The organism is Nostoc sp. UIC 10607, assembly GCF_047228265.1.
GTDB lineage: Bacteria > Cyanobacteriota > Cyanobacteriia > Cyanobacteriales > Nostocaceae > Nostoc > Nostoc foliaceum_A.
Window position 1 is genome coordinate 26654 of sequence record NZ_JBIQNW010000044.1, and the last position, 26497, is coordinate 53150.

The window sequence follows — 26497 nt, forward strand, 5'->3', positions numbered from 1 at the left end:
AGGAGTTAGGAGTTAGGAGTTAGGAGTTAGGAGTTAGGAGTTAGGAGTTAGGAGTTAGGAGTTAGGAGTTAGGAGTTAAGAATTTTATAATTCATAACTCCTGATTTTGTTTGGTTAAGCGCGTGCTAGTAAGGGAGCAGCAGCTAGTAAGGTTTTGGTATAAGGGTGCTGAGGATTAGCAAAAATAGTTTTTGTAAGTCCAAGTTCAACAATTTTACCGCCATTCATCACGGCAATACGATCGCACAAAAATCGAGCTAACCAAAGATCATGAGTGATGAACAGATAAGTTAACTCAAACTCTTCCTTTAATTGCAACATCAAATCCAGCACTTGCGACTGCACGCTAGCGTCTAACATACTTACGGGTTCATCGCAAATTAAAAGTTTAGGGTGAGTAATCAAAGCACGAGCGATCGCAACTCTTTGCTGTTGTCCACCAGACAAATCTGATGGGTAACGCTCATAATACACTTCTGGTGGTGTTAATCCAACTTTCTCTAGCATCCACAAAACCTGTTCTTTTGCTTTAACAGGATCGGCTAGATTGTGGATAAATAAAGGGTCGGCGATACTTTGTCCCACTGTCATCGCTGGATTGAGACAAGCATGGGGATCTTGAAAAATCATTTGTATTTGTCGCCGTGAGGAGCGAATTTCTTGACGCGACAGTGTAGTTAAATCCTGTCCTAAAAACTCTACTTTGCCACTAGTGGGACGAATTAGTTGCAAGATTGTTCGTGATAGCGTACTTTTACCACAACCCGATTCCCCGACTAAACCGAGAATTTCTCCTGGATACAGATTCAGGTTAATTCCATCTACTGCTTTAATTGTCTGCGCTTGTGTATTAAACAGTCGTTCGATAAAGTTAGGTTCAATGGTATAGTGTTGCTTTAGTTCTGTAACACTCAAAATTGGGGATTTATCATTAATAATCGGTAATTGCTTTTCTGAATCATTGGCAATTATCAATTCTCCATCATCATTTACTGCTTGAATGTGTAAAGCTGCTTTTAAGAGCGATCGCGTGTATTCATGTTGAGGTTGCCTAAATACGGTTTCTGTAGCACCCATTTCGACCATCTTGCCGTTGTACATAACGCCAATGCGATCGCAATACTCAGCCACCATTGCTAAATCATGAGAAATCAGCAATAATCCCATATTCTCTTCACCGCACAGGCGAGTTAATTCTTTCAATATCTGCGCGGAAACGGTGACATCTAAACTGGTAGTAGGTTCATCAGCAACAATTAACTTGGGGTTGAGGAGTAAAGCTAAAGCGATCGCTACCCTTTGGCGCATTCCACCGCTAAACTCATGAGGATACTGGTTCCAGCGACTAGCTGGAATATTCACCTTTGCCAAGATAGCAAGTGCTTTTTTTTTGGCTTCCCGCGTTGATAATTCTGGTGAGTGCGCCTGAAGGGTTTCGATACAATGCTTACCAATCGTCATCAACGGATCGAGGCGTGTCATGGGATCTTGAAAAATTAAGGCGATCGCCTCTCCGCGAAATTTCCGCAACTGGTTAGGCATCAAGTCAAATACCGATTGTCCTTGAAACGTTACTCGTCCCTCAACCCGGCTAGAGGCTGGTAGTAAACGCATTACTGCCCGTCCTATAGTTGACTTACCACAACCCGATTCTCCCACCAATCCCATTCTTTCACCTGGTTGCAAGGTAAAAGATACATCATCAACCGCCCAGGTTGCTTCTTCTCCGCTCCGCCCAGGATAGGCAACTCGTAGATTTTCGATACAGAATAAGGCTTCACTCATAATTAGTTATCAGCCCTGAGCTACCAGCTTTTATAATTTCAAATTTAAGATAGTCTATCAGATTAATATTAGACCTCTATTGTGCGAACATCTTTATTGTCTTAGCGTAGGCGTAGCTCATTGTACCCTTACGTGGAAGCAAGCTACGCGTAGCGTCTCGTAGAGAAGGGATGGCCTCTCTTGAGGGTAGTTAATACAATAATAGCGATAAGTCCCAAATACCTTTGTAGTGTCCCTAATATGGCAATGGCAGATGAGATGGGAAGCCTACACTATACCGTTCGCAGTAGTATTCTACAGCAAAGGTTAGTGTAGATACTTCACTATTGAGCTAATTAATGTTCATCATCAAGATGATGATCGCTTCTGCCTTGATCAGTTTCTAGTAAGCGTGAAATAAGCACCTCTGGTTTTCTACTAATAACAGACCTCACTTTATCAATAGCAATTACTTCACTGATTTTCACAACCATTTCCCAGAGAGTATCCTCTTCTGTATCTTTGTTGTAAGTTCTATGTTTAAACCACAACAAATCATCCCAAACTCCAATAACTGTGGCAAAATACCACTTATCTCGTACTAGTATCCAGATTTCTTGTTCTAGGTAAGTCTGTAGAAGAGATTTCACAATGGCTGAGATAATAAAAATATTGTGCTACATCCTAAGTAAGTATTAACGGATAAGACAACAGTTAAAATACTGATATATTCTGGTATAAACTTCTGATTTTGAGTTCTGCATTTTGTACTTCACTTACTTGTAAACTGCTGTATCTAATAGGTCTTTAGTATTCACCACTGCCTCTTGATTTGATTCTACGCTAGAAGAAAATCGGAGGTGCATTGAAGCCGCAAACGCTTATTTGCTAATATTTCCAGTGCGACAACATTGAAACAGGGCAACTTCTCATCACCATGCCAACATCTACAATTGACGATAAAGACGCAGCAGCTATCCAAGCCGCAAAAGAAGGGGTTGCAATATGCGATCGCACCGCCTGGGGACGCATCAAAGTGTCTGGCGACGATCGCCTCAACTTCTTACACAACCAAAGTACTAACAATTTCCAAATACTCAAGCCTGGACAAGGTTGTGATACAGTTTTCGTTACTTCCACAGCCAGAACAATTGATTTAGCAACCGCCTACGTTAGAGAAGATGCGGTAATCTTGCTAGTTTCACCCAACCGCCGCCAGTTTCTCATGGAATGGCTGGATAAATATATTTTCTTTGCCGACAAGGTGGAATTATCTGATATCACCGAATACACCAACACCTTTAGCCTGATTGGCCCAGAAAGTGACGCTATTTTAGAAAAGTTGGGTATTGGCGAACTCATCGGGCAACCTTATGGTAACCACAAAGTATACACGATCGCTCCAGCTGAAGGAGTGCGGATTGCTGTGGGTAGTGGGTTAGCTGCTCCTGGATACACCTTTACTTTCCCCTGTACTGACAAAGCAACGGTGTGGAACAAACTATTAGAAGCTGGGGCGGTAGAGATGAGCGATCGCGCTTGGGATGCTTTACGAATCTTACAAGGTCGCCCCGCCCCAGATTCGGAACTCACAGATGATTACAATCCTCTGGAAGTTGGTTTGTGGCAAACAATTTCTTTTAATAAAGGTTGCTATATTGGGCAAGAAACCATCGCTCGGTTAAATACATATAAAGGTGTAAAACAACACCTTTTGGGTATTCGGCTCAGTGCCCCTGCATCAGTTGGAAGTGCGATCGCAGTTGGAGATGAAAAGGTCGGCAAACTTACCAGCTACACAGAAACGGCTGATGGTTATTTTGGACTAGGTTACATTCGCACCAAAGCTGGTGGCGTAGGCTTAAAAGTTAAAGTGGGAGAAACTGAAGGTGAAATAGTAGAAATTCCCTTTGTTTCTCACGAGTACCCGTAAGCAATTCAAGTCAAAACATCTTCTTTATTCCTAGCGCCGTAACAAAATTCATCTACCCAAGAAGCTAGACTACGGGCATTAGTGGTTGGTAAATTCACTTTGCTTTTAACATCTTGTGGTTGAATATTCGGTTGTTTGCCGTTGCTTTTAACCTCGGTAGTAATTGCTAGCGATCGCACTGGTTTGCCATTACTGTTAATCTCAGTAGTAATTGCCAGCAATGCGCCTACAGGGATTCGGACAGATAGTGCGTTGTTCTTAACCTCGGTAGCTAACGCCATAGATGGCATAGTCTTGGCTTTGCTATTAACCTCAGCAGTCATTGTCAGGGCAGAGTGCGATCCTATTGGTTGATATTCCCTTAGAAAACCGGAGGATGGTGTTTTTACCGGAGTATCTGGAGCAATTTTAGTTGCATTTGCTACTACCAACTCAGGTTTGCGTGTGCGAACTACCTCAGCAGTAGCTGTAATCGATGGCACAAGTTGATCGGCGCGTGACAAGTTGGAGTCTAGAGTCTTGGCAAGAGAATGAAGCGCAATCTTGCTGGTACTTACAGCCGATGACAAATGTTTATCCTCAGAATGCTTCTCATCTAGCGACTCGCTTTCAATTTGGCTTGCAGCCATAGAATATTCTGATTTTATTAAACGTAACTCTTCATCAGGATTGAAGTTAAGACCTAAAGCAGCGACTATTTTATCTGGATCGTTATTCAGATCCAGCATAAAAGAAAGTATTTCATCAAACTGGGGTTCTAAAACAGAGAGTGTTGCCAAAATAAAACCGGACAAAGGACGCCGCAGACCATCGTAAGTGCCCCAAATTCGCATTTTGACCAGCCAAGTAATATTTTGCTCGTAGTAAATCAGCCACTTTTGTTTTAAGGATTGACGCAACTGCTGGATATTCATTGGATGCCTCACTTCAGTCAACAAGATTGCAGACCCTGATATTGAAAATTTAGCTTTATTTCTGGGGATGAAACCGATAATAGAGCATCTGTTTGACTTTTTGACCACCTAGCAAATGATCTTTTACCAGTAGAGATACTTCATCAGGTTGAACGCCGCTATACCAGACCATATCGGGTAATATCAGTACCATCGGCCCATTGCCACATTGTCCCAAACAGCTGCTAGCCGTTACCGTTACACCAGGGATTGGCAAAGCCGCAAAAGCTGCTAAAACCTTGACTGCACCTTGCTTTTTACAAGTTCGATTTTGACAAACCCGCACACATTTGCCAGAAGAGGATTGGTCTATTATCGGGAAGTTTGATGGTTGAGTTATGTTTGACATTTTTTAACGAACCACAGAGGCGCAGAGGACACAGAGGGCAGAGAGGTGGGGAAAGAGGGAGATGAAGGAGATGAGGGAGAATAAATAACCCATGCCCCATCCCAATAACCCATCACTAATCTATTGAAAGTCCTTTTGAGGCTAGCCATTCACGGTTGAATATCCGCGACTGATACCGGGAACCACTATCACACAAGATGGTGACAATGGTATGTCCTGGCCCCAACTGCTTCGCTAAGGCAACAGCTGCGCCAACATTTATACCCGTTGAACCGCCCATTAACAGCCCATCTTTCCTCAGTAGTTGGTAAACTACCCGCAAAGCTTCTTGGTCATCTATTTGGATGGCATCATCAGCAGGCGCGCCTTCCATATTGGCTGTGACACGACCATTACCGATGCCTTCGGTGATAGAATTTCCTTCTATGTTGATTTCGCCGGTTTTGACATAGCTATAAAGTCCACTACCTAGTGGATCGGCTACAATGCATTTTATTGCCGGATTTTGTTCTTTCAAGTACAACGCCACACCAGCATAAGTACCACCAGTACCAGTTGCAGCTGTCCATGCATCTATTTTACCATCTGTCTGTTTCCAAATTTCTGGCCCTGTGGTTTCGTAGTGGGCGCGGCGGTTGGCTAAGTTATCAAACTGATTTGCCCAAATAGCGTTTTCCAACTCAGCAGCGACTCTGCCAGATAGCTTGACGTAGTTGTTTGGGTCTTTGTAGGGTACAGCAGGGACGGGACGGACTTCTGCGCCGAGTGCTGTCAGTGCGTCTATTTTTTCTTGGGACTGAGTATCGGGAATAATAATTAGGCATTTGTAGCCTTTGGCGTTGCAAATATGCGCCAGTCCAATGCCAGTATTACCAGCAGTTCCTTCTACAACAGTACCACCGGGTTTGAGTAGACCTTTCTCTTCTGCATCTTCGATGATATAAAGTGCGGCGCGGTCTTTGACGGAACCGCCAGGATTAAGAAATTCTGCTTTAGCAAGGATTTCACAACCTGTTTCTTCGCTGAAGCTGTTTAAGCGAATCAGAGGTGTGTTGCCAACAGCGCCGACGAAGCCATTTTTAATATCCATTTGGACTGTACCTGTGTGAGTATCTATAAAAATTTTGGCTTATAGCGGTGGCATGATTCACATCTGATTTGCCTAAAATCCTACGATGCCTACACTACCAAACTTTACTCATATTCAAAATAAACCCAGGTAATACTGATTCACCGCGAATAGCCGCGGGATTTTCCAGACATTCCTCTGGTACATCAGGACGATAAATATAGACTCGGCGATGCTTGTGGTCAATTAGCAAGCCTAGCTGTATTCCTGGTTCCCTCATATATTTCTCCATTTTTTTCTTCAAGGGTTGGAGGTTATTAGAAGGCAACCTCAGTTCAACAGGCATACGGCTATAATCAAAGCTAAATATTTAAGGCTTTTAGGCTTAAGTGTATGTCTAAACGAATCGGACAATATGATTAGGCATAATTTCCATGAGCCAGATTCGCCATCTGTTTTCATTACGAGACATCACAGATAATTTGTTGTAGTCTTTCTGCTATTGCTCTTATGCTTATTTAAGCGGACATGATATCAGAAACTTAATCTTGCCATTCCCAAGCATCAAAGCCTACATGCCGAAAGATATTGCTTCACCGTTCTTTGCAGTTTTTGCAAGTAAGTCACAGACTTCTTCATCTGTAGTTTGGGGAAAGTTTTCGTACCAAAGACCAACGCTGTGGAAAGGGCTGGGTGTCGAGACGCAAACAATTTTATCCACCTCAGTTTCTAACTCATGGCAAGTTTCGGGTGCGGCCACAGGTACAGCAATCACAATCTGAGCGGGTTGCTGTTTTCGCACAGCCACGACAGCAGCCCACATAGTTGCACCCGTGGCTAAACCATCATCTACCAAAATGACGGTGCGTCCCTGTAAATCTCTTAAGGGACGATTCCCTCGATAAAGCCGTTCCCGCCGTTCTAACTCGCGTTCTTCTTGCAGCGCAACCCTGGCAATTACTTCGTCGGATACCTTCACTAGGCTGAGAATATATTCGTTGACTATCCGCACACCACCAGAAGCGATCGCTCCCATAGCTAATTCCTCTTGATCGGGCACACCCAATTTACGTACCACCAAAACATCTAAAGGAGCATTTAACGCTTCGGCAACTTCAAAGGCAACGGGTACGCCACCCCTTGGTAGCCCTAATACTACAACATCTGGGCGGTTAGTATAAGCGGCTAACTCCTTAGCCAAAACTTGACCCGCAAACCTCCGGTCTTTGAATAACATGGTGTGACACTCCTGATTATTTTCCAAACATATTAAGTATTTACACGCATTCGCCCTTGGCTACCCGCCTCAAACAATGGATCGAATTCTGATGGGAGTTGAGAGCGAATATCATTGATTTCGCCACTGCTAATCGCTTCACTCAATACCTCAATGACTACACGGGCATGGTGAACAGCATCTGGAAGGCCTACACTTTCTCTTTGGCTGACTCGCCTAAAAAACTCATCTAGAGAGAAGCGTTCTCCAGATCCTGCATATTCATGTCGCAGATATTCTGCAATACCTCTTGGCAGTTGGGCAGCAGCATTGAAAGGTTCACCTCCAGCTAGGCATTCCGCCAGCGTCTCCAAAGTAGCACGGGTTGCGAGTTTTGCATCACCACGCGAACTGAGACGGGCGCGATTTTGCACCTGTCCAATAAACTCATCGTGTTGCATTTTCCCTCCAGATTTTTCTTAATGCATGACTTGTTATATTTCAGATGTTCTGAACTGATCTTAGAAAGCTAAAAATTCTGCGCCCTCTGACTAACGAGGCGACATCTTCGATCTACAGTTCTATCAAACGGATGAGTTAATTTTGATGGATGGAGATTGTCGCATCTTGGGCTGATCCGATTTCAATACTCCAGACTCTACACCCGCCCCGCCGTTAACTCTTGACTGGTGACTGTCAACCGTCATTAGTCAATATGAAATCCCATCCCCTAAAAGGGGATGGGATGAGCTTAATTCCCAATGTTTGTTGCTAATTTTATACTGAGCATTTTTTTAACTTTATATTAAATTTTAATTACTTAACCAATGGAAGATGCCAAAATCAATCTATGAAAATACAGTGATAATTAACTTTCTAATTCTCTAACTGCTTCCTTTTGCTTGCATTATCTTTTGCTTACATGATTTTGATACTACCTTTACATCATCTTTTAATTGTAAGTGTGGGATAATACATGATATCCTCCTTCGTTAGACAATACGTAGTATTATGCTTGCTATAAAGGAAAAACCTCATCCAAATTCCCCATATAACACTTTTAAGTAAAAATTCATAGGGTAGAATAACTGAATATTGCTCAGATATTTTTAAAATTAAAAGCAGGATTTTTTAATGATCAGCCTAAGTAATTCGGAAAATGGCACAGCTAGCAGCACAGCAGCCACTAAGAGGCTAGCAAGGGCGATGATGGTTTCTGCTGGGGAGTTTTCACTATTATTAGCTTGTTGTAACTCTGTTGAAAGGCAACAGCAAGTGCTGAATGTGTTAACAGAATTTTCATCAGCAGACATCCACGAAATCCTGCTCTCACCTGCGGCAGACACATTGTATACAGCTATTACAACTGCAATTGGTACTACTCAACCCGAAGCTTTGATGGTACGGGGTTTAGAATCTGTAGTGGAAATTAACGAACTAATCATCAGCACCAACATCATGCGAGATGAGTTTCGGAAACAGTTCCGGTTTCCGTTAGTGTTGTGGGTGAATGATGAAATTCTGTGCAAGCTAGTCTGGCTAGCACCCGATTTCAAAGACTGGGCAGCCAGTACTATTAGATTTGATATACCTCACAATCAGTTAGTTGAAGCTGAACAACAAGCTATCAGTGCGTAATATTGCCTAAGATTAATTTAAAAATATTGTATACGCTAGGTTGAACCGAGCAATACTTAAACTACCATTCTGTCGCATTCTTTTCTAAAATTAATTTTGTTGAACCCTCGCTGACGAAGGTGAAGCAAAGAGTATTGCAAGCTTTCTTCGCAAGCGATTTTCCCAGAGAGCGGGTGGATTACCTTCTCCAAGGAACTTTTCATCTAATAAAGCCTAAGCTTCTGAGTTTTTACTTGATAGCCATAGGACTATAGGAAGTTTTGATTGAGTGAATTTTCATCCAGAATTTCTATATAACTGTTATTGCATGGGTAAGGTATAGAAAAAATAATTAACCATAGATGAATACAGATACTTATAGGAACATGGCAATGCTGTGCATTGGTGTTAACTGAACGTGAAAGCCAGTCTAGAAGCAGCTTTTAGATATTGTCTTGTTCCCAGTCGGAGACTGGGAATGCCGTCCTTGGGGCTGCTGCCTCCCTTGCTGGCGGCAGAGCCACTTTTGAGTTGCATTTCCAGCCTCTTGCTGGAAACGAGATTTGAAAAGGTTTTTAGCTTAAGTTGACACCAATGAATGCTGTGTCCCCCATTCAAATGAGAATCGCTATAAGGAACAAACAATCAGTACATTATCGTCTGTCTTTATATCTGTTTCAAAAAATAGATACTAAATTGATTCCAACTGGTGAAGTTCTGGAATTATATGCTTTATTGTCCGTTAGTCGCTGGATATTATTTCTGAGTTCTATCAATCCCGACTAACATCATTATATTACTATGAAAATCATGCTGAAAAACTACTTTAACACCAATCAAAGGCGAATTTTCACTGCTTTGATTTTGACTGGAATTTTATCTGTTGCTAGCGGTTTAACACTTATCAAAGGTGCTACAGGCGCTTCTGCCAACTTCTCCCTAGAAACAAGCAATGAAGTTCTCAAAGAGAATGTTAAACGAAACCGCTTGCCACGTCCAGTAGCTAATGCGGTGCTGCGAGATTTAGCCCGCAGACAGGGAATTTTTACCAGACAACTGCAAATTATTGATCATAATCAACAGACTTGGCGCGATGGTTGCTTAGAACTGCCTCAACCTGATGAATTCTGTACCCAAGCGTTAGTTCCTGGTTGGCAGATTGTGGTGTCTAATGGCAAACAAAAGTGGATTTATCATACCAATAACAATGGGCGATCGCTACGTTTAGCTTCGGCAAACACTCCCTCAGAAAATCTGCCAGAGAAATTACCTGCATCTGTAAAAAATGCTGTTTTGCAAGCTGCATCCAGACGTTTGCAACAGCCAATTTCTCAGCTAACTATTATTCAAGCTCAACAGCAAACTTGGAAAGATGGCTGTTTAGAATTAGCTAATGCTGATGAATTCTGTACCCAAGCTTTGGTATCAGGCTGGCGGGTGGTTGTCGGTGCGGTTGACCAAACTTTGGTTTATCATACCAATCAGACAGGTTCAGCAGTCAGGCTGAATGAAAAAGCTAGCAACACTACACTAGCTCCTGTGCAAATTCCAGCCAGCGAGTTACCACCACCGTTAGATCGAGATATAGTATTTCGGCAAATCTCCAGTGGTGGCTTTGCTGGCAGAACCTACGAGACTGTTTTACTCAAAGATGGGCGATTGATTCGCGTGCGGATTGGTGATGCCAATGATTCTGAACGTAGTGTTCGTAGCGTTTCTGTGCAACAGGTGCAACAATTTGTGCGATCGCTAGAACGTTCTAAATTTAGTAAATTCCAAAATCTGAGCTACCCAGCCCTCAGCGGTGCTGCTGACCATATCACCTACACTCTCACCAGTCAAGAGGGTACGGTTCAGTACAACGATATTTCTCAAAATAACCTGCCAACGAATTTACAAGCAGCAGTCAAAGCCTGGAATCAACTGATAGCAAGCGCTCAATAATAAACCTCAGCTATGAGATTAAATAGCGATTGTTTTAGCGCTTACAATCGAAACGATCGCTATTCATGCTGATTGTTCATAATTTGATGATGTTTGTAACCAAATGATGAAAAGGTTTGTAAAGTGGTGTGTTGAGTTTCTTTCTTGGTGGAATATTCGCCAAAGCAGAAAGTCTCTTTTGTTTGCCGTTATCGTTACCTTGAGCGTGGTAGCTACGGTGATGCTATCGTTTCCCTTGAACGCTCAAACTAATCTGCCTCGAACGCCAGCATCTGAGTTAAGGGGAGTGTGGTTAACAAATATTGATAGTGATGTGTTATTTGAGCGCGATCGCCTCAAGGGATCTTTGCAACGCCTTGATGAACTCAATTTTAACACCATATATCCGGCGGTTTGGAATTGGGGATATACATTGTATCCCAGCAAAGTTGCCCAAAAAGTTATTGGGCGATCACTCGATCCTACACCCGGGCTAAAAGGACGAGATATCCTCAAAGAAATTGTCGATGTCGGACATCAAAAAGGGTTAACAGTGATTCCCTGGTTTGAATTTGGCTTTATGGCACCAGCGGATTCTTTATTAGCTAAAAATCGTCCGCAATGGCTCACGAGTCGCAGCGATGGAACTCGGATTGTCAAAGAAGGCACACATAATCGCGTTTGGCTAAATCCCTTTCGCCCAGAAGTACAACAGTTCATTCAAGATTTAATCGTTGAAATTGTTAAAAACTACAATATTGACGGTATTCAATTTGATGACCATTTTGGCTTGCCATCAGAGTTAGGGTACGATGCTTACACGGTCGCACTTTACAAAAAAGAACACCGTGGTAAAGCTCCCTCCAAAAACTCTAAAGATCCAGAATGGGTACGCTGGAGAGCTAATAAAATCACCGAGTTTATGAAGCGGGTATTTACAGCCATTAAAGCTACTAAAAAAGATTGCCTGGTTTCCGTTGCTCCTAATCCTCAACGTTTTTCCTATGACTACTTTTTAGCAGACTGGCAGAAGTGGGAACGGCTAGGAATCATTGAAGATTTAGTTTTGCAGATATATCGGGATGACTTGAATGTTTTTATCAGCGAATTAGAGTATCCAGAAGTGAAAGCGGCAAAAAGCCATATTCCTGTGAGTGTCGGCATTTTGGCTGGGTTGAAAAATCGATCTGTGCCGATGCAACAAATTCAGACACAAGTGCAAAAAGTACGCGATCGCAACTTTGCCGGAGTCTCTTTCTTTTTCTATGAAACCCTCTGGAATATGAGCAAAGAAAAGCCCCAAGAGCGTCAAACTGGCTTCCAGAAAATTTTCCCCACACCAACAGCTTACCCGAATTTGCTAGCAGGTTGGAAACCGTTCAGTTAATTTTCTTCACAAGCTGTCGGTGAACACATCACTCAATTTCAGTGAAGTTTCACCGACAATCATTTATTTAACTAGCTTGCTGTCCAAACCGTCTCTGTAAATCAGCCTCCCCTCTCTCAATAGTCATTGGATGCCATTACCACTTTTTAGTCCATTAGGAAATTGCTGAATGATGCGCTGATTCAGGATAGAAATTATTATCCAAAGAAGACTAGATGATACTGCCCAATAATTTATCTATGGTTGTTTTATTTTAGATATGACTCAGAAGTATTTGAATATATACTACAAATTTTAATTACAATTACAAGTAATCCTAAGCATTTACACTTGAACAATATGACATATTCATATATTTTTTTATACGTTTGACTATCTTTATCGATTTAATGTAGTATAATTCATACTCATGAATAAATTACCAAAATAGTATAGCCATTGTCTTGGTAAATATGAAACAAATTAAATTTACAAATAATGCTGGTAAAATAACTGCACTTTTATTTTTAATTACAATTTTACTGACACCTTTTGTGGTTGTAAATGCTGGTGAACGCGGGGTGTTAATGCAGTTTGGCGAGGTACAAGAAACGGTATTAAGCGAAGGAATACATATCATAGTTCCCATTTTAAATACAGTCAAAAAAATCAGTGTGAGAGTCCAAAAACAAGAAATATCTGCTGAAGCCTCTTCTAAAGATTTGCAAGATATTTTTACAGATATAGCATTAAATTGGCACGTTATTCCTGAAGAAACCAATATAATGTTTCAAGAAATTGGTGATGAAAAAGATATAGTTGATAAAATTATAAATCCTGCGGTAGAAGAAGTTTTAAAAGCAATTATAGCAAGGTATACCGCAGAAGAAATAGTTACTAAACGAGGAGAAGTAAAAGCTGGAATTGATGATACATTAACAGCGAGATTGCATGAATACCATATTGCAGTTGATGATATTTCATTGGTTAATGTCAATTTTTCGGATAGGTTCGGTGAAGCAGTCGAGTCCAAACAAATTGCAAAACAAGATGCCAAACGAGCAGATTTTATAGCAATAAAAGCTGCTAAAGAAGCAGAAGCTAAGGTTAATTTGGCTAAGGGAGAAGCAGAAATAAATAGATTACTGCATGATAGTTTGACTAATGAGATTTTAGAAAGGCAGGCAATAGAAAAATGGGATGGCAGATTACCTTTGATTATGACTAAGGATGCTCCTAAGCTTTTAAATATAAATGATATTTTAAAATTAAAATAATTGACTATAATGTATCAATCCGTTTTGATTTCTGGAATACTTCAATGAAGTAGAAATAAGCAAGCAGAAATCAAGGTGTACTATTTTTTAACCTAAAATAGGATTTCTCTAAATTAACCCAGTCTTGAGAACTGGGTTTTTATTTAATTAACTACCGTAAAAAAGCTAGGAGTATCGAGAATTTTAAAATGGATTAATGCCAGAATCAAAAAGGTATAGGCAGTTGAAGAAACTAAGCCTGTCAATAGTTCTTTTTTGACATTACGCTCTTGAGTTTGTTTCTGTAATACATCAATTGCACCTGCTTGCATTAACAGAATACCAATAATGTTAGATAACCAGTAACCAATGATGACGCAAGGCATAAGTAATTTAGGAGCAAAAAGACTACAAATATAACCGAAAAAATAAGCAATTGGTAAATTGAATACTAGATCATTCCACCAGCATAATGGTGATAATAAATATCCAATCACTAAGAAAAATCCACCTCTGAGCTTCTGCAATAAAGTTTTGGGTAAATTTTCTGGACTTTGTGATAGCAACTCTTGATCACTCTTTTTGATCTCATTCATGTTTTACGGTAATTCTATCCACTAACCGTACTTTAGAATAAAAATTCCAAAAAGTCTAGAGCCAGACAAAAGTTTGAATCACAAAAATACTTAATTATACGTAAATGTTTTGTATGAATGAACTCTATACGCACAACTGAAAATTTTTATTCTTTATTGAGCAGTTACTGTTCTTCAGGAAGTAACTTCGTTTCACTCACTGGTTTTTCACTGGTAATATTTGCTGACTGTGATAATGGTCGAATAATTAAACTCACGCCAATTGCCCAAGCGATCGCTACCATCCAACCTGCAATAATGTCACTGGGAAAGTGTACTCCCAAATATAGGCGTGTCCAGCCAATGGCCAAGATATACACACTACCCAAAATCACCGTTAACCAGCACCAAACACTACCCCAAGTTAAAACTACCAAAAGAGCAATCAAGGTCATACTCGTCATAGCATGACCACTGGGGAATGAATAATCAAACTCTGGAGCAGCTGAAGTCCACAAATCAGGACGTAATCTGTGCCAAAATTCTTTGGCTGTGCGGTTGATCGTAGCACTACCAGCAGCAGTAATCAGTAAATATGTGAGCGATCGCCAGCGACGTTGCACTAGTAAAATAAGTGCGATCGCACTCAGAATAGGTAATACAGTCCAAAAAGAACCCAATTTTGTCAAAATCGTAGCGAATACATCTAACTGTGGCTGTGCTAGAGAGTGAACCTTCACCAGAATCGGTAAATCCCAAGGAAAACCACCCTCGTTGTACCGCACCTCTAACGCCAGCAGTCCAAAAATTTGCAGGGGTAAATATATTCCTACGAACAGCAGCAACAAAGAACGCCAATAGGTAATTAACAATTTTTGCACAAACCCAATGGGCGAACGCTGCTTTGGCGTTTGTTGATTTTCATTGTTGACTTTCTCTAACTCTGGCATGTCAAATACGGTAGTACGCTGCAATTAATGTAGTTTTTTAAAATACTATTATAATTTTGTTACTGAAGTCAAAATATTTGTTATTAGACGTTTTTATAAAAAATATCTTTACCTAGCTGTACCTATTAATACAGGAACTTTGTACGGCTTTACTAAAACATGGACTTTTACTCCTTTTAATTTTAAAATACGGTAAATCGATCAGTGTTTAGTACTTTTTGAGTTTTTTCAGCAGTCATTCAAAACTTGTAGTTACATGAAACGTTCTGCACACCAGCGTTACAAGCAGTCTTTTAGTTTCAGCTAAACCAAGCTGCATTCGCAAAACCCCGGTTAAGGACAGGAGTATGGATTTTTTATTATTGCCTCTCTTCAGCTTTCTAGTTGGTATTGTTGTTGGTTTGACGGGAATTGGTGGTGCTTCTCTCATCACCCCAATGTTGATTTTTGTTTTTCAAGTACCACCTGCCGTAGCAATAAGTTCTGATGTGGTGGCAGCAACATTAATGAAAGTCGTTGGTAGCATCAAACATTGGCAGCAACAAACCCTTGATAGAGAAGTAGTGAAATGGCTGGCTTTAGGGAGTGTTCCCGGTTCTTTGTTGGGAGTAGGGATACTGCACTTGATTAAACTCAAGTCGGAGCATAACCTGAACAGCGTTATGCTGCATTTGTTGGGTATGACGATTTTATCAGTCACTCTTTTGGCATTAGTGCAAATGCTGCTATTGACCTTCTTTCCACAATTACAACTACCTGAACTACCCAAATTTGACTTAACCACTCAACTAGGACGTTTGCAGACAGTAAGTGTAGGAGCATTTTTAGGCTGTATTGTGGGTCTAACAAGTGTCGCTTCTGGTTCAATGTTTGCTTTGGCGCTGATTGCATTTTTCCGTTTGGATGCACGTAAGTTAGTTGGTACGGATATTTCCCAAGCCGCAATTCTCTTACTATTTACTGCTGTTGGACATCTAACCTTGGGAACAGTTGATTGGAGTTTAGTACTACCGATATGGCTCGGCTCAGTACCAGGAGTATTGCTAGGATCTAAAATCTGTCAAATTGCGCCGCAAAAACCACTGCGGTTTATGGTTTACTTTATATTAATGATGGTGAGCTTAAAGTTGGTTTATTAGACAAAGAGCTTCACATTTGTCTAATTAGAAAACATGGCAATGCTAGATAATAGCAGATACGTTTCACTTCTCATCAATATAGATAATCCTAACAGTATTAGGAAACAATATTATCAATATTGGTGACAGTAAAAGCAACAACTCCGTCTGTAATAGTTGTGATAATATTACTGATGTGAGATAATCAAAAATAATGATTAACTAATAAAAATTGAGCAAACAAATCAGGATACTCTGTAATGAGTGAGTTAATTACTACACTCTTAGTGGGAATCTCAGCCTTCTTTGCCACTAATATTGATGATATCTTTATTTTATTACTGCTGTTTTCTCAGCTAAATTCTAGCTTCAAGTCTCGGCACATTGTTGCTGGTCAATACTTGGGCTTTACAGTGTTAATTATTGCTAGTCTTCCTGGGTTATTTGGTGGATTAATCATACCACCCAACTGGATTGGACTGCTGGGATTAATGCCGATGACGATGGGTATCAGTAGTTTGATCAATCAAGAGGAAAATCAAACTTTAGAGGTGGCGTTCGCATCAGCAGAATATCAAGATGCAAACACTACAAGTTTTTTCAATGCAAGGACTTACAATGTTGCAGCCATCACCATCGCCAATGGTAGTGATAATATCAGCGTCTATGTGCCATTATTTGCTAGTAGTAATATAGTTGATTTTATAATTATTATTGGAGTGTTTTTTATATTAATAGCAATTTGCTGCTATCTAGCTTATAAATTTACTTATCAAACAAAAATAGCGTATCAGTTAAGTCAGTATAGCAGCTATATTTTACCTTTTGTATTAATAATAGTGGGTGGAATAATTATTTTAAAAACAGAAGCTTTAAGCTTGATAAAGCTATTAGCAAGTTGTATTTGTTTAGCAATTTTAGTAAAAAAGCAACCATTATCAAACTAAGCCGCTTGTACATTCTTTTGCATAAGCATATTTTCAAAAGCTATCATGACTCGTGTATGAAAACGTTGACGGTGTTTTAGTTTCCAAATTGGCTGGAGAATTTCTAATTCTTTTTTAGATTGTTTTTTCGGATTGGTAATTTGCACAGCGTGTAATGTTCCTAGTTGTAATTCTTTTTTCACCATTGATTCTGGAAGTGCAGCTGCACCAACACCACTTTCTACAACTGCTTTTACCATTTCACTAGTGTTGAGGTTAAGTACAACATCCAGGTTGCTAGGTTCAATTCCCCAACTTTGTAAGGCTTGTTCAAACATCTGCTGTGCACCAGAACCAGATTCACGCATCACCCAACTTGTGCTGAATAATTCATCTAAATAAATCTCCGCACTTTGATACCAAGGGTGAGATTTACCCACAACAATTTGCAGGCGATCGCTTCCTACTTCGTCTTGCTCTAAAGATTGCTGTAACGATGGTTTAATATCCCCTGTAACCAAACCCAAATCATACATACCTACAGCAGTTCCTTCACAAATTTCTTCCGCATTTCCCAACTGACAATTTATAAAAATGCCTGGATATAACTGCTTAAACTGGCTAATTTTTTCGGGTAGCCAATAGTTACCAACCGTGAGACTTGCACCTATCTTCAATTCCCCCCGTTGCAGATTATTTAATTCCTTCAAGCCACGTTCTGTTAACTGTACATGGTCAAGAATTTTTTGCGCCTCACCTTGTAATAATTTGCCAGCATCTGTGATTTCAATATGACGACCAATACGATGAAATAACCTGACACCATATTCTGTCTCTAAAGTTTGAATAGCAGCACTGACTGCTGGTTGAGTAATATAAAGTGCTTCCGCTGCACGGGTAAAGTGCAGCATTTCCGCCACGGCTAAAAAAATTCGCAACTGTTCCAGCGTCATTTGGAATATGTACAGGGTTATATAGTAGTGATTTTGAACACCCTGAAAGAATTATACGGTAAACTTAGCGGAAAACTGTAGATAGCTCTCAATGTTCTCAATTACGTGGTTGCAGTTATATCGGCATATCCATCAACTCAGTTTATGGATATAACAAAAAAGACTGTTTGCTCTTATTGATAAGTAGCCATAGAGTGAAACTATGCCTCTAGAACACCAATTCAGTAATTCTGGAAGAACCTCTCCCCCTACCCCTCTCCTACGAGGAGAGGGGAGTTTAGCTCCCCCTCTTGCCTACAAGAGAAAGACCAAGGGGTTAGGTTTTTGATTACTGAAACTATGCCTTTAGCGAAAGTGCTAACTACACTAATGATTTTCTGAAATTCCGAATTTTCACCACTCGCAACCTCTATCTCACCGATATAGATGCTTGAGAGTCACTACCATTTAGGAGAAACGACGCACCGATGAGCGAACTACTGACTGCTATTCCTACAGGACTCACAGCTTTTGCTGCTACCAATCTCGACGATATCATTGTTCTGTCGCTGTTTTTCTCACAGGTAAATACTTGCTTTCGCCGACGTCACATCGTTATCGGTCAGTATTTAGGTTTTAGTGCGTTAGTAGTCGCCAGTTTACCCAGCTTCTTTGGCAAGTTTATCCTACCAGAATCTTGGATTGGTCTACTCGGTATTGTTCCAATCATGATTGGCATCAATCGTTTACTAAATCAAGAGACTAGCGATACAGAGGATTTAAATCCTCTTGAATCTTCGCAAGCTTGGTGGAGCAATTTCCTTTCACCCCAAACCTATGGTGTAGCGGCAGTTACCATCGCCAATGGTAGTGACAATATCAGTATTTATATGCCAATGTTTGCTACCAATACATGGGATAACTTACTTGTGATTTTGGTAGTTTTCTTCGTGATGGTAGGTGTGTGGTGTTATACAGCCTATCACTTAACTCAGATCAAGGCGATCGCTTCTGCAATTACTCGCTATGGTAATTCTTTAGTTCCCTTTATTTTAATGGGATTAGGTGTTTCTATTTTAATAGAAAGCCAAACGTTAGAAACTCCTGCCTTAGTTGTCGCTACCTGTGTAAGTATTGGTTCTTACCTGTTAATTTTAGGCAATAACATTTGGCGAGAAAATTATGGATTTTCTTTGGGATCATCTGAAGCCGAAGTTATACCTGGAGTTAGACAAAAATGAGCTTTTATATGTGCAAATTGCATCAACAGACAGATGAAATAATGCTCAATTAATACCTTAAATTAGGTAGTTAGTATCCGAAAAAAATAATTTCTTAGGAGAAACACATGAAATTTTTCAAAAGCTCTCTTGTTAAAATTACGCTTGTTTGCTTATTGCTACTAGTAAACTTGATGATTGCTCAACCATCTTGGGCAGGAAAAAAATTAGCTAATGACCCAGACTATATAGAAATCACCAAATCACTAGAATCTGCTTTACAGGATAAACAAGCCCAAGGAGTTACACCAGAAATTGAGCAAAAAATTACTAATTTGAAATACCAAAAGTACATTTTAGAAAATAGTGAAGATCCTGTAGGAATTTGTCGCAATGAAACTGATAAAACACTGTTAATATACGGTGAGAAGCCCAAAAAATCTACCTCAACCTACGACAATGAATTATATCTGCTCCCTAGTGGCGCAGAAACGGATGACGAGTGGGACTGTCAAGGTGTTTATATTCCTGGACAAGCTGCTACAGAAGAACAAGCAGCCACACCTGCTCAAGCTTTTAAGATTGTTCATGGAACTCGGTTAGTTGCGACAACCAACCCCGAAACTGGAGAAATTGAATTCAATCTTCCACCTGCGAAAGTTTTTCAATCAGGTGAAGTTAACTGGGTTATTCCTGAAAATTTGAAAGCCGCACTAGATGCTGGAATTACTACTGCGAAAATTGAGGATTAAGTGTCTAGTACAGATGGAATAGGTAAATTCAGCTAGAATCTTGAATAAAAACTATGAGTCAGAATTGTTCTGGCTCTTTTGTTTTCAATTTATATTATTATATGTTTAAAGACATAGGCAAGTAAGTAATATATTAATTACTAGTGATTCAATAAAAACAATTTATCAAATAATTTAAGCAAATCAATTACTTCGATGTAAACTTTTGAGAAAGAAGTTCGCATTATTTTTTTAATGTTGTTATTTTTTGTAAAATAAATTAAACAGTGAAAATCTTGAATAACTATTTGAACACATAAATTGCATGAAGATAGAAGCAGAAAAATTAGAAGTGAAGAATTTAGAAAAAAAGAAGTATAGGTCAGACCGAATTCGGGATCACTTAGCAAATGAACGTACCTATCTGGCATGGATGCGAAGTGGTATTGCGCTCATGGGTTTTGGTGTTTTGATTGTGCGATTGCGAATCATTCGACCTCCATTAGCACCACAACCTCCTGGTAATGGTTGGAAGTTAGGTTTAGCATTTGCCTTAGTTGGTGTGTTAACAGTATTACTTTCAACTCAGCATTATTTCGCTGTTCGTCGAGATATTGATGAGGATACCTATCAACCGCCAGACCGTTGGATACTTATGGCGAGTCTAGCTGTGGTTCTCCTCGGTGGGGGCGTACTATACTATGTGTTCACAGTTCCTCTAGATTATTTGAGTAGTTATATTCTGGAGTGAAAGATTTACCTGTAATCCTTTTAGAGACTTAGCACTGCTACGTCTCTAAGTTATTTTTCACTCCTATGTCTGTTGAATATTTTTGAATTTGGAAGTTTCTAATTGAATGCAGTTATTTCCCAATACAGTTCAGATAAGACCAAAACACTTGTAGAGACGGCGATTTATCGCGTCTCGAAAACCCAAAATTTTATACTAGTAGCGCTTAACTGAACCGTATTGAGTTATTTCCAACTCTGGTGACATCTCTTTACCCTGAAGGACGAAAGCTCTCTAAAAATCACTTTTTAGATTTCCTAGTTGTTCCCTTGCGGGATTTAGACTTTGACCTAGTATGTTGCTAAATGTAATACATCTGACTCTTCTGTAAACGTGCTTCGCGCTGGTCACACAAGTCTTGGATGGTATATTGACTCAAAATAGTTTGTGCGGCAACATCTGCTTGCTGCCAAATCTCCGACACCAAAATTTTTTCCAAATTTTCTTCAGAAGGAGACTCTTTTTCTTTCTGTTCTCCATCCAACATAATCACGACCTCTAATAACGTTAATTGGCGAGGTTCACGCGCCAAAACAAAACCACCTTTAGAGCCACGTTGACTCTGTACAACACCCGCCCGCCGCAAACTGGAAAGTATCTGCTCTAGATAACGCTCTGGTATTGGATGCTTGGCAGATATGTCACTCATCGTTGTGGGTGTTTTGTGAACATAATGGTTGGCTAGTTCTAAAAGTGCCAATAGCGCATATTCCACTTTCGCAGACAGATCCAAGAGCGTATAGTTTTGTTTTTTTAAGCTATTTGTCATAATACTACTGTAAATTGATAAATTTATTGTATTTTAGCAGTTAGACGTTGATTTTCATCTATCTACCAACCAAGTCAACGAGCAACGATCGCAGCAGTTGTATCCTCGTCGGGATTCTTCCTAATCAAGATATGGTGTGGGCGTAGAAATACTTTTTCACTGGGAGAAACAATAGTGCTTAGAAACATTTTCAACTAAAATACCCATTCTTATCTGTAATATTGAGGAATATATAAACGCACCCGCAGTTGATTCATTCTGCTACATTGATTAATAAATAAAATCATAGACAAACATTCACTTTATTTAAATGAGATGTCCATGCAAAGAAGATGCATCTAACCACAGTGGTAACTGTAGCGTTTTTAAGTGATTGAAAATAGAAAAAAGTTGCTGTGGTTTACCCCAAAGGTCTAAATCAAACCAACCATAGTTTTCTGTTGGCGTGAGCATCGCCGTGGTGATGTTGACCGTGATACTGTAGCGGGACACCAAACCAGAAATCAAAGGTTGACGCTGGTAATGCTAAGGTATACGAATGCGGCTATCAATTGGGGTGAGTTGAAGAAACTTCTGTTGTGGCATAAGAATATTCTGCGATCGCTACACTCAAAATGACTCCCATTAAAAACAGTGACACAAAGCTTCTCAAAGAATTGTGTTTCCATCGATTCCAGATATCCGTCCACATACTGACTTTGGACTCCTTGGTTTAATCTACAGTTAGTCGAGCTAAATTTAGTATTTAGAGGTTTAGTACTAGATACTACAGATATCTAGATGAAATAGCAATAGGAAACACCATAATCCCGGTCAAGAATGTGTTAATTTCATAATTTTTAAGAATGCCACTAAATATCTTTAGACAAAGGAGTTGCACTTAAAGGCATAAAAAAGCGATCGCAGTGGATGATTCAGCATCTGCGATTGCCTACGGTGGGGCGTACCTGGAAAATTTTTAAATTTTATCTATAACCAGGGATGGCGTCGGGAATAAAAAATAGCAGATGGATGGAAATCACCCAGCTGCTAGTGAGAAGGGAGTAACGATAACTCTGATTAACTAGCCAGGACAAATTCTTTGGCAGCATTCTGGGAATGATTCACCGCTAGAGCAAACTCTTTGAGGACATCTTGCAATCTTTGGTTTATTTCTTCATCGAGTTGCACGCTACCATCTGGCTGGATTTGAATTTGCTTATCGACTGCGTACACTGTACTCAATATATGCCGTGCGCCTAATTCAGATAGCACAGGTTTTAAGGCATACTCTACTGATAATAAATGAGCGATTGTCCCACCTGTAGCTATAGGTAGCACAACTTTCCCTGCCAAAGCTTTCTGGGGTAATAAATCTAGAAATGCTTTCAGTACACCTGTGTAGGCTGCTTTATAAATGGGAGTTGCAATAATTACACCGCTTGCTTTTTCTAGGAGGGCTTTTGGTTTTTCTAACGCGAGACTATCGTAACGTCCATAAGCTAAGTCTTCGGCAGGTATATCTCGCACTGAGATTATATCTAGATTTAATCCTTGCTGCGATAGAGTTTTAGCAGCATGTTCAAGAATGGCGTAGGTTCTGGAGGGGTGAGAGGGGCTGCCGGCGATCGCTAATATATTTGTCATGTTAGATAAGAGGCTTTGAGGTTTTTAAACGCAGAGGTACGCAAAGGGAAGCGCAGAGGTACGCAGAGTGTTTTTTAATCTACGGTGGCGATTTGCTGTTTGGGAAATTCTTGGTTGGCTACAACCTCGCCAAAGGGACTTAGTAGTTGCGGTTCTAGTGTTGGCTGATTGTCTAGGGGTAAACGAGGGAAAAGTAATTCTGCTACCCGATATGCTTCTTCTAGATGAGGATAACCAGAGAAAATAAAGGTATCTATACCTATTTCTTGATATTCCAGCATTCTCTGAGCAACGGTATCGGGATCGCCTACTAAGGCTGTGCCAGCACCACCACGCACTAAACCAATTCCTGCCCATAAATTCGGGCTAATTTCTAAGGCTTCACGAGAGCCGTTGTGTAATTCTTTCATCCGGCGTTGTCCTTCTGAATCCATGCGGGCGTAAGCTTGTTGCGTTTTGGCGATCGCATCTTCATCTACGTAGCGAATCAAATTGTTAGCTGCATCCCAGGCTTGGCTTTCTGTCTCTCGCACAATCACGTGGAGACGAATCCCAAAACGTAATGTTCTCCCTTGGGCTGCTGCTAACCGACGTACAGAGGCAATCTTTTGGGCAACTTGTTCTGGTGGTTCGCCCCAAGTTAAATATACATCTACATGTTTGGCTGCAATTTCTTGAGCAATCGGGGAAGAACCTCCAAACCAAAGAGGCGGATGAGGTTTCTGGATTGTGGGAAATAATAGCCTACCACTTTGGATATTCAGATAATCTCCCTGAAAATCAGCAGTTTCTCCAGCTGCAATCTCTCGCCACACTGCCAAAAATTCATCTGTTAATCTGTAGCGATCGTCATGGGAAAGATGCAATCCATCTCCCGCCAATTCCACTGGATCGCCACCGGTGACGACGTTAATCAACAACCTTCCACCAGAAATGCGATCAAAGGTTGCTGCCATTCGTGCTGCTACTCCCGGCGACATCAACCCCGGACGAATAGCCACCAAAAACTTCATCCGCTTGGTGTGTGTCACCAAAGTTGATGCCAAAACCCAGGCATCTTCACATGAACGGCCTGTAGGTAGTAATGCCCCTGTAAAACCTAAATGATCTACTGCTTGGGCTATCTGCCGCCAGTAATCAAAGTTGACTGCCCGCCCGCCTATGGCAGTACCAAGATAGCGCCCTTCACCGTGAGTTGGAATAAACCAAAGTAGCTGCATGATATCTATAGTCAGAGTAGCTGCAATATTTCCTGGTCTTTAAGTACGGTAATTTTATCAATCTACCGTATTATTTAATTCACTTTTAGACTATCGCACAGCCAGTTAAGCAAAGCAATACCTTTACAAAACTAAATACTGTTAGTCGGTAGAGTTTTAGTAGTTTAATGCTTGCGGTTTTGCAGTAGCTATGACATACTTGAGCTTACAATTACATTATTCCTATAGACTTACCGTAGTTTATAGTTTGCTTCACAAATCTTGCTGCAAAGAATTAATCATGCTTAAAGATGCACAAGGACTAGTAGTTACAACAGATTCAGCCGATGCGATCGCAGCCATTAACCGTTTTATCGATCAGATGCTTGGTTATGGTAAAGATGCAGAAACAGCAGTTTTACAAGCAATTGCAGCAGATCCCACTTGTGCATTAGCTTATGCTTATGCGGCTGCTTATTATCTCACCCAAGAAAATCGCAAAGCTTGGCAGTTAGCTCTACCATATCTGCAAACTGCACAACAGTATTGCACCAAAGTTACCGCCAGAGAACAGCTATATATACAGGCAATTTTAGCTTGGGCAAATCAAGAAATTGATGTAGCGATCGCCATTCATGAAGAGATTGCTAATCAATTTCCCCGTGATTTAGTATCTGTGCAGCAGGGGCAGTATCACTATTTTTATACAGGTAATAAAGAAAAATTACTGGAAATTGCCCAGAAGGTTTTACCTAGTAATCCTCAACAACATTATTTATATGGCATGGTGGCCTTTGGATTAGAACAATGTCACCAACTCAAAGCAGCAGAAAAGATAGCTCGTCAAGCGATCGCATTGAATAGATATGATCCTTGGGCGCATCATGCGATCGCTCATGTCATGGAAACTCAGGGAAGAGTCGATGAGGGAATAGCTTGGATGGAAAGTTTTGCAGATACCTGGGAAGACTGCAATTCTATGCTCTACACTCATAACTGGTGGCACATTGCACTATATTATTTACAGTTAAAAAACTACCAAAAAGTTCTCAAACTCTACGATACGTATATTTGGGAACGTGCTAACAAACAATCTCCTAAAGACCAAGTAGGAGCAATTTCATTATTATTGCGCCTAGAATTGCGCGGTGTAGATGTGGAGAACCGTTGGCAAGGCATTAGTCCTTATCTTTACAGCCGGATTGATGAACACGCATTACCATTTCAGGATTTGCATTATGTCTATGCCCTTGCCAAAGCCGGACACCATGATTGGGTGAACCAAATGCTTCAGAGTATGCAGTATCACACTTTGAGTATTAATCCTTTCCTGCGACGGAGTTGGGTAGAGTTAGCAATTCCCGCAGCTAGAGGAATGGTAGCTCATGCCAAAGGCGATTTCAACACGACTGTTGCAGAACTGAAACCTGTTTTACCACGCTTGCATGAGATTGGAGGGAGTCATGCACAACGAGTATTGTTTCAGCAGGTGTATACAAATGCGTTGTCGCTAGCTGAAAGACAGAGTTGGTTTTATGACATGACTGCTTGATGTAAAACCGTTAGCTTGAATCACATCAAGTAGAGAGTTTTACAACAAGTGTTGTCCATCCTTCTACTTTGCTTTCAGTAACTGAGAAGTTATCTGCAATACACTCTTATCAATAAAGAATGCTAAGATTGACCAACTTGTAGTTTTGCATAAAGTAAATAAATTTATATTTACGTGCAAAATACTACATTCTTTGTTAAATATACGCATTCTTATTTTGATGTGAGGTCATATCATGAAACGCATCGTGGCATTTTCTCTCGAAAATGGTGATACCGTCTTAATAGAAGTCGATGAACCAGTACCAGGAGATGAGCGTATCGGTTTGCGAGAGGAAATTGTGCAAAAGGCTACACAAACTTTTGAGTCTGCCTTAGATAAAGTAAAACCTGTAGCCAATGCCATAATGGCCAAGGTGCGTAGCCTTCCCCAGCCTGCGGATGAAGTAGAAGTCAAGTTTGGTATCAAAATTAGTGCTGAACTTGGAGCAGTAGTTGCTTCGGGTAGTAGTGAAGTAAACTATGAAATTACCCTGAAATGGAAACGAGAGTCAGGGTATGACCATGCTGCTTGAATCATCTATTGTCCACCCGTGACAGGTTAAGTAAAAGTGCATTTTGTCAATCAGCTAAAATACTCAAAAGCCAGTTAGTGAAAATGATA

At 40.4% G+C, this 26497-nt stretch carries 27 protein-coding genes and 1 pseudogene; 12 read left to right on the plus strand and 16 right to left on the minus strand.

Features of this window, described 5'->3' with window-relative positions:
* Nucleotides 1–114: 114 nt before the first annotated feature.
* On the minus strand, nt 115–1785 hold the full coding sequence (locus tag ACEYW6_RS26395; RefSeq protein ID WP_412982087.1) for a dipeptide ABC transporter ATP-binding protein: 1671 nt from the start codon (nt 1783–1785) through the stop codon (nt 115–117).
* 335 nt (nt 1786–2120) lie between these two features.
* Complete coding sequence (locus ACEYW6_RS26400) at nt 2121–2414, minus strand: hypothetical protein (protein WP_412982088.1); 294 nt, start codon at nt 2412–2414, stop codon at nt 2121–2123.
* 287 nt (nt 2415–2701) lie between these two features.
* Between ACEYW6_RS26400 and ACEYW6_RS26405 the strand changes: the two genes are divergently transcribed.
* Nucleotides 2702–3697: a YgfZ/GcvT domain-containing protein gene (locus tag ACEYW6_RS26405; RefSeq protein WP_412982089.1), complete on the plus strand. Its 996-nt coding sequence runs from the start codon at nt 2702–2704 to the stop codon at nt 3695–3697.
* A 5-nt stretch (nt 3698–3702) separates the two neighbouring features.
* Here the strand turns inward: ACEYW6_RS26405 and ACEYW6_RS26410 are convergent, their stop codons facing one another.
* The 6 genes and pseudogenes from ACEYW6_RS26410 to ACEYW6_RS26435 form a co-directional block, all read right to left on the minus strand.
* Complete coding sequence (locus ACEYW6_RS26410) at nt 3703–4611, minus strand: DUF5331 domain-containing protein (protein ID WP_412982090.1); 909 nt, start codon at nt 4609–4611, stop codon at nt 3703–3705.
* Between the two features lie 55 nt (nt 4612–4666).
* The gene (locus ACEYW6_RS26415; RefSeq protein ID WP_412982091.1) at nt 4667–4999 is read right to left on the minus strand and encodes a (2Fe-2S) ferredoxin domain-containing protein; all 333 of its coding nucleotides are present in this window, start codon (nt 4997–4999) and stop codon (nt 4667–4669) included.
* Between the two features lie 115 nt (nt 5000–5114).
* Nucleotides 5115–6089: a cysteine synthase A gene (locus ACEYW6_RS26420; protein WP_190897260.1), complete on the minus strand. Its 975-nt coding sequence runs from the start codon at nt 6087–6089 to the stop codon at nt 5115–5117.
* 94 nt (nt 6090–6183) lie between these two features.
* Nucleotides 6184–6408, minus strand: a pseudogene (locus ACEYW6_RS26425) (Uma2 family endonuclease); the annotation flags it as partial.
* A 231-nt stretch (nt 6409–6639) separates the two neighbouring features.
* Nucleotides 6640–7305 (minus strand): phosphoribosyltransferase, encoded by a 666-nt coding sequence (locus tag ACEYW6_RS26430; protein WP_190897256.1) that lies wholly within the window; start codon nt 7303–7305, stop codon nt 6640–6642.
* Nucleotides 7306–7337: 32 nt separating this feature from the next.
* Nucleotides 7338–7745, minus strand: a complete 408-nt coding sequence (locus tag ACEYW6_RS26435; RefSeq protein ID WP_412982092.1) for a DUF2267 domain-containing protein — start codon at nt 7743–7745, stop codon at nt 7338–7340.
* A gap of 673 nt (nt 7746–8418) precedes the next feature.
* Between ACEYW6_RS26435 and ACEYW6_RS26440 the strand changes: the two genes are divergently transcribed.
* The gene (locus ACEYW6_RS26440; RefSeq protein WP_412982093.1) at nt 8419–8922 is read left to right on the plus strand and encodes a hypothetical protein; all 504 of its coding nucleotides are present in this window, start codon (nt 8419–8421) and stop codon (nt 8920–8922) included.
* Between the two features lie 387 nt (nt 8923–9309).
* On the opposite strand, the gene ACEYW6_RS26445 is transcribed toward ACEYW6_RS26440, so the two are convergent.
* Complete coding sequence (locus ACEYW6_RS26445) at nt 9310–9438, minus strand: hypothetical protein (RefSeq protein ID WP_412982094.1); 129 nt, start codon at nt 9436–9438, stop codon at nt 9310–9312.
* Between the two features lie 264 nt (nt 9439–9702).
* Here ACEYW6_RS26445 and ACEYW6_RS26450 point away from each other — a divergent pair, with 264 nt between their 5' ends.
* The 3 genes from ACEYW6_RS26450 (at nt 9703) to ACEYW6_RS26460 (ending at nt 13467) form a co-directional block, all read left to right on the plus strand.
* Nucleotides 9703–10845, plus strand: a complete 1143-nt coding sequence (locus ACEYW6_RS26450; protein ID WP_412982095.1) for a hypothetical protein — start codon at nt 9703–9705, stop codon at nt 10843–10845.
* A gap of 106 nt (nt 10846–10951) precedes the next feature.
* A complete protein-coding gene (locus ACEYW6_RS26455) occupies nt 10952–12211 on the plus strand; it encodes a glycoside hydrolase family 10 protein (protein WP_412982104.1) in 1260 nt (419 codons plus the stop codon).
* Between the two features lie 452 nt (nt 12212–12663).
* On the plus strand, nt 12664–13467 hold the full coding sequence (locus ACEYW6_RS26460) for a prohibitin family protein (protein WP_412982096.1): 804 nt from the start codon (nt 12664–12666) through the stop codon (nt 13465–13467).
* A 143-nt stretch (nt 13468–13610) separates the two neighbouring features.
* On the opposite strand, the gene ACEYW6_RS26465 is transcribed toward ACEYW6_RS26460, so the two are convergent.
* Together ACEYW6_RS26465 and ACEYW6_RS26470 are read right to left on the minus strand one after the other, a co-directional pair.
* Entirely contained in the window at nt 13611–14042 is a 432-nt protein-coding gene (locus tag ACEYW6_RS26465; RefSeq protein WP_190897242.1) for a hypothetical protein, read from the minus strand.
* Between the two features lie 164 nt (nt 14043–14206).
* Nucleotides 14207–14971: a phosphatase PAP2 family protein gene (locus tag ACEYW6_RS26470; RefSeq protein ID WP_412982105.1), complete on the minus strand. Its 765-nt coding sequence runs from the start codon at nt 14969–14971 to the stop codon at nt 14207–14209.
* Between the two features lie 347 nt (nt 14972–15318).
* On the opposite strand from ACEYW6_RS26470, the gene ACEYW6_RS26475 reads away from it, so the two are divergent.
* Nucleotides 15319–16110, plus strand: a complete 792-nt coding sequence (locus ACEYW6_RS26475) for a sulfite exporter TauE/SafE family protein (protein ID WP_196512929.1) — start codon at nt 15319–15321, stop codon at nt 16108–16110.
* A gap of 239 nt (nt 16111–16349) precedes the next feature.
* Nucleotides 16350–17036 carry a cadmium resistance transporter gene (locus tag ACEYW6_RS26480; RefSeq protein ID WP_412982097.1) on the plus strand — a complete coding sequence of 229 codons (687 nt, stop codon included), beginning with the start codon at nt 16350–16352 and terminating at the stop codon, nt 17034–17036.
* Here ACEYW6_RS26480 and ACEYW6_RS26485 read toward each other — a convergent pair.
* Nucleotides 17033–17968 carry a LysR substrate-binding domain-containing protein gene (locus tag ACEYW6_RS26485; protein ID WP_190897233.1) on the minus strand — a complete coding sequence of 312 codons (936 nt, stop codon included), beginning with the start codon at nt 17966–17968 and terminating at the stop codon, nt 17033–17035. The genes ACEYW6_RS26480 and ACEYW6_RS26485 overlap by 4 nt on opposite strands.
* A 467-nt stretch (nt 17969–18435) precedes the next feature.
* Here ACEYW6_RS26485 and ACEYW6_RS26490 point away from each other — a divergent pair, with 467 nt between their 5' ends.
* From ACEYW6_RS26490 to ACEYW6_RS26500, 3 genes are all read left to right on the plus strand, one after another.
* Nucleotides 18436–19188, plus strand: a complete 753-nt coding sequence (locus ACEYW6_RS26490) for a cadmium resistance transporter (protein ID WP_190897231.1) — start codon at nt 18436–18438, stop codon at nt 19186–19188.
* A 107-nt stretch (nt 19189–19295) separates the two neighbouring features.
* Nucleotides 19296–19919, plus strand: coding sequence for a hypothetical protein (locus tag ACEYW6_RS26495; RefSeq protein WP_190897229.1), 624 nt, complete (start codon nt 19296–19298; stop codon nt 19917–19919).
* A 304-nt stretch (nt 19920–20223) separates the two neighbouring features.
* Entirely contained in the window at nt 20224–20649 is a 426-nt protein-coding gene (locus ACEYW6_RS26500; protein WP_190897227.1) for a YidH family protein, read from the plus strand.
* Between the two features lie 340 nt (nt 20650–20989).
* On the opposite strand, the gene ACEYW6_RS26505 is transcribed toward ACEYW6_RS26500, so the two are convergent.
* From ACEYW6_RS26505 to ssuD, 4 genes are all read right to left on the minus strand, one after another.
* Nucleotides 20990–21457, minus strand: coding sequence for an RrF2 family transcriptional regulator (locus ACEYW6_RS26505; protein WP_190897225.1), 468 nt, complete (start codon nt 21455–21457; stop codon nt 20990–20992).
* Nucleotides 21458–21763: 306 nt separating this feature from the next.
* Nucleotides 21764–21964, minus strand: a complete 201-nt coding sequence (locus ACEYW6_RS26510) for an NIL domain-containing protein (protein ID WP_412982098.1) — start codon at nt 21962–21964, stop codon at nt 21764–21766.
* Nucleotides 21965–22516: 552 nt separating this feature from the next.
* Entirely contained in the window at nt 22517–23083 is a 567-nt protein-coding gene (ssuE, locus tag ACEYW6_RS26515) for an NADPH-dependent FMN reductase (protein ID WP_412982099.1), read from the minus strand.
* 74 nt (nt 23084–23157) lie between these two features.
* Entirely contained in the window at nt 23158–24303 is a 1146-nt protein-coding gene (ssuD, locus tag ACEYW6_RS26520) for an FMNH2-dependent alkanesulfonate monooxygenase (RefSeq protein ID WP_412982100.1), read from the minus strand.
* Nucleotides 24304–24583: 280 nt separating this feature from the next.
* Between ssuD and ACEYW6_RS26525 the strand changes: the two genes are divergently transcribed.
* Both ACEYW6_RS26525 and ACEYW6_RS26530 read left to right on the plus strand, forming a co-directional pair.
* On the plus strand, nt 24584–25834 hold the full coding sequence (locus ACEYW6_RS26525; protein WP_412982101.1) for a tetratricopeptide repeat protein: 1251 nt from the start codon (nt 24584–24586) through the stop codon (nt 25832–25834).
* Between the two features lie 235 nt (nt 25835–26069).
* The gene (locus tag ACEYW6_RS26530; RefSeq protein WP_412982102.1) at nt 26070–26408 is read left to right on the plus strand and encodes a CU044_2847 family protein; all 339 of its coding nucleotides are present in this window, start codon (nt 26070–26072) and stop codon (nt 26406–26408) included.
* The last annotated feature ends 89 nt before the right edge of the window (nt 26409–26497 follow it).

Excerpts from the sequence above, each read along its gene's own strand:
- ACEYW6_RS26395 (WP_412982087.1), bottom strand. The coding sequence starts at position 1,785 with ATGAGTGAAGCCTTATTCTGTATCGAAAATCTACGAGTTGCCTATCCT.
- ACEYW6_RS26405 (WP_412982089.1), top strand. The coding sequence starts at position 2,702 with ATGCCAACATCTACAATTGACGATAAAGACGCAGCAGCTATCCAAGCC.
- ACEYW6_RS26410 (WP_412982090.1), bottom strand. The coding sequence starts at position 4,611 with ATGAATATCCAGCAGTTGCGTCAATCCTTAAAACAAAAGTGGCTGATT.
- ACEYW6_RS26415 (WP_412982091.1), bottom strand. The coding sequence starts at position 4,999 with ATGTCAAACATAACTCAACCATCAAACTTCCCGATAATAGACCAATCC.
- ACEYW6_RS26420 (WP_190897260.1), bottom strand. The coding sequence starts at position 6,089 with ATGGATATTAAAAATGGCTTCGTCGGCGCTGTTGGCAACACACCTCTG.
- ACEYW6_RS26430 (WP_190897256.1), bottom strand. The coding sequence starts at position 7,305 with ATGTTATTCAAAGACCGGAGGTTTGCGGGTCAAGTTTTGGCTAAGGAG.
- ACEYW6_RS26435 (WP_412982092.1), bottom strand. The coding sequence starts at position 7,745 with ATGCAACACGATGAGTTTATTGGACAGGTGCAAAATCGCGCCCGTCTC.
- ACEYW6_RS26440 (WP_412982093.1), top strand. The coding sequence starts at position 8,419 with ATGATCAGCCTAAGTAATTCGGAAAATGGCACAGCTAGCAGCACAGCA.
- ACEYW6_RS26445 (WP_412982094.1), bottom strand. The coding sequence starts at position 9,438 with ATGCAACTCAAAAGTGGCTCTGCCGCCAGCAAGGGAGGCAGCAGCCCC.
- ACEYW6_RS26450 (WP_412982095.1), top strand. The coding sequence starts at position 9,703 with ATGAAAATCATGCTGAAAAACTACTTTAACACCAATCAAAGGCGAATT.
- ACEYW6_RS26455 (WP_412982104.1), top strand. The coding sequence starts at position 10,952 with ATGAAAAGGTTTGTAAAGTGGTGTGTTGAGTTTCTTTCTTGGTGGAAT.
- ACEYW6_RS26460 (WP_412982096.1), top strand. The coding sequence starts at position 12,664 with ATGAAACAAATTAAATTTACAAATAATGCTGGTAAAATAACTGCACTT.
- ACEYW6_RS26465 (WP_190897242.1), bottom strand. The coding sequence starts at position 14,042 with ATGAATGAGATCAAAAAGAGTGATCAAGAGTTGCTATCACAAAGTCCA.
- ACEYW6_RS26470 (WP_412982105.1), bottom strand. The coding sequence starts at position 14,971 with ATGCCAGAGTTAGAGAAAGTCAACAATGAAAATCAACAAACGCCAAAG.
- ACEYW6_RS26475 (WP_196512929.1), top strand. The coding sequence starts at position 15,319 with ATGGATTTTTTATTATTGCCTCTCTTCAGCTTTCTAGTTGGTATTGTT.
- ACEYW6_RS26480 (WP_412982097.1), top strand. The coding sequence starts at position 16,350 with ATGAGTGAGTTAATTACTACACTCTTAGTGGGAATCTCAGCCTTCTTT.
- ACEYW6_RS26485 (WP_190897233.1), bottom strand. The coding sequence starts at position 17,968 with ATGACGCTGGAACAGTTGCGAATTTTTTTAGCCGTGGCGGAAATGCTG.
- ACEYW6_RS26490 (WP_190897231.1), top strand. The coding sequence starts at position 18,436 with ATGAGCGAACTACTGACTGCTATTCCTACAGGACTCACAGCTTTTGCT.
- ACEYW6_RS26495 (WP_190897229.1), top strand. The coding sequence starts at position 19,296 with ATGAAATTTTTCAAAAGCTCTCTTGTTAAAATTACGCTTGTTTGCTTA.
- ACEYW6_RS26500 (WP_190897227.1), top strand. The coding sequence starts at position 20,224 with ATGAAGATAGAAGCAGAAAAATTAGAAGTGAAGAATTTAGAAAAAAAG.
- ACEYW6_RS26505 (WP_190897225.1), bottom strand. The coding sequence starts at position 21,457 with ATGACAAATAGCTTAAAAAAACAAAACTATACGCTCTTGGATCTGTCT.
- ssuE (WP_412982099.1), bottom strand. The coding sequence starts at position 23,083 with ATGACAAATATATTAGCGATCGCCGGCAGCCCCTCTCACCCCTCCAGA.
- ssuD (WP_412982100.1), bottom strand. The coding sequence starts at position 24,303 with ATGCAGCTACTTTGGTTTATTCCAACTCACGGTGAAGGGCGCTATCTT.
- ACEYW6_RS26525 (WP_412982101.1), top strand. The coding sequence starts at position 24,584 with ATGCTTAAAGATGCACAAGGACTAGTAGTTACAACAGATTCAGCCGAT.
- ACEYW6_RS26530 (WP_412982102.1), top strand. The coding sequence starts at position 26,070 with ATGAAACGCATCGTGGCATTTTCTCTCGAAAATGGTGATACCGTCTTA.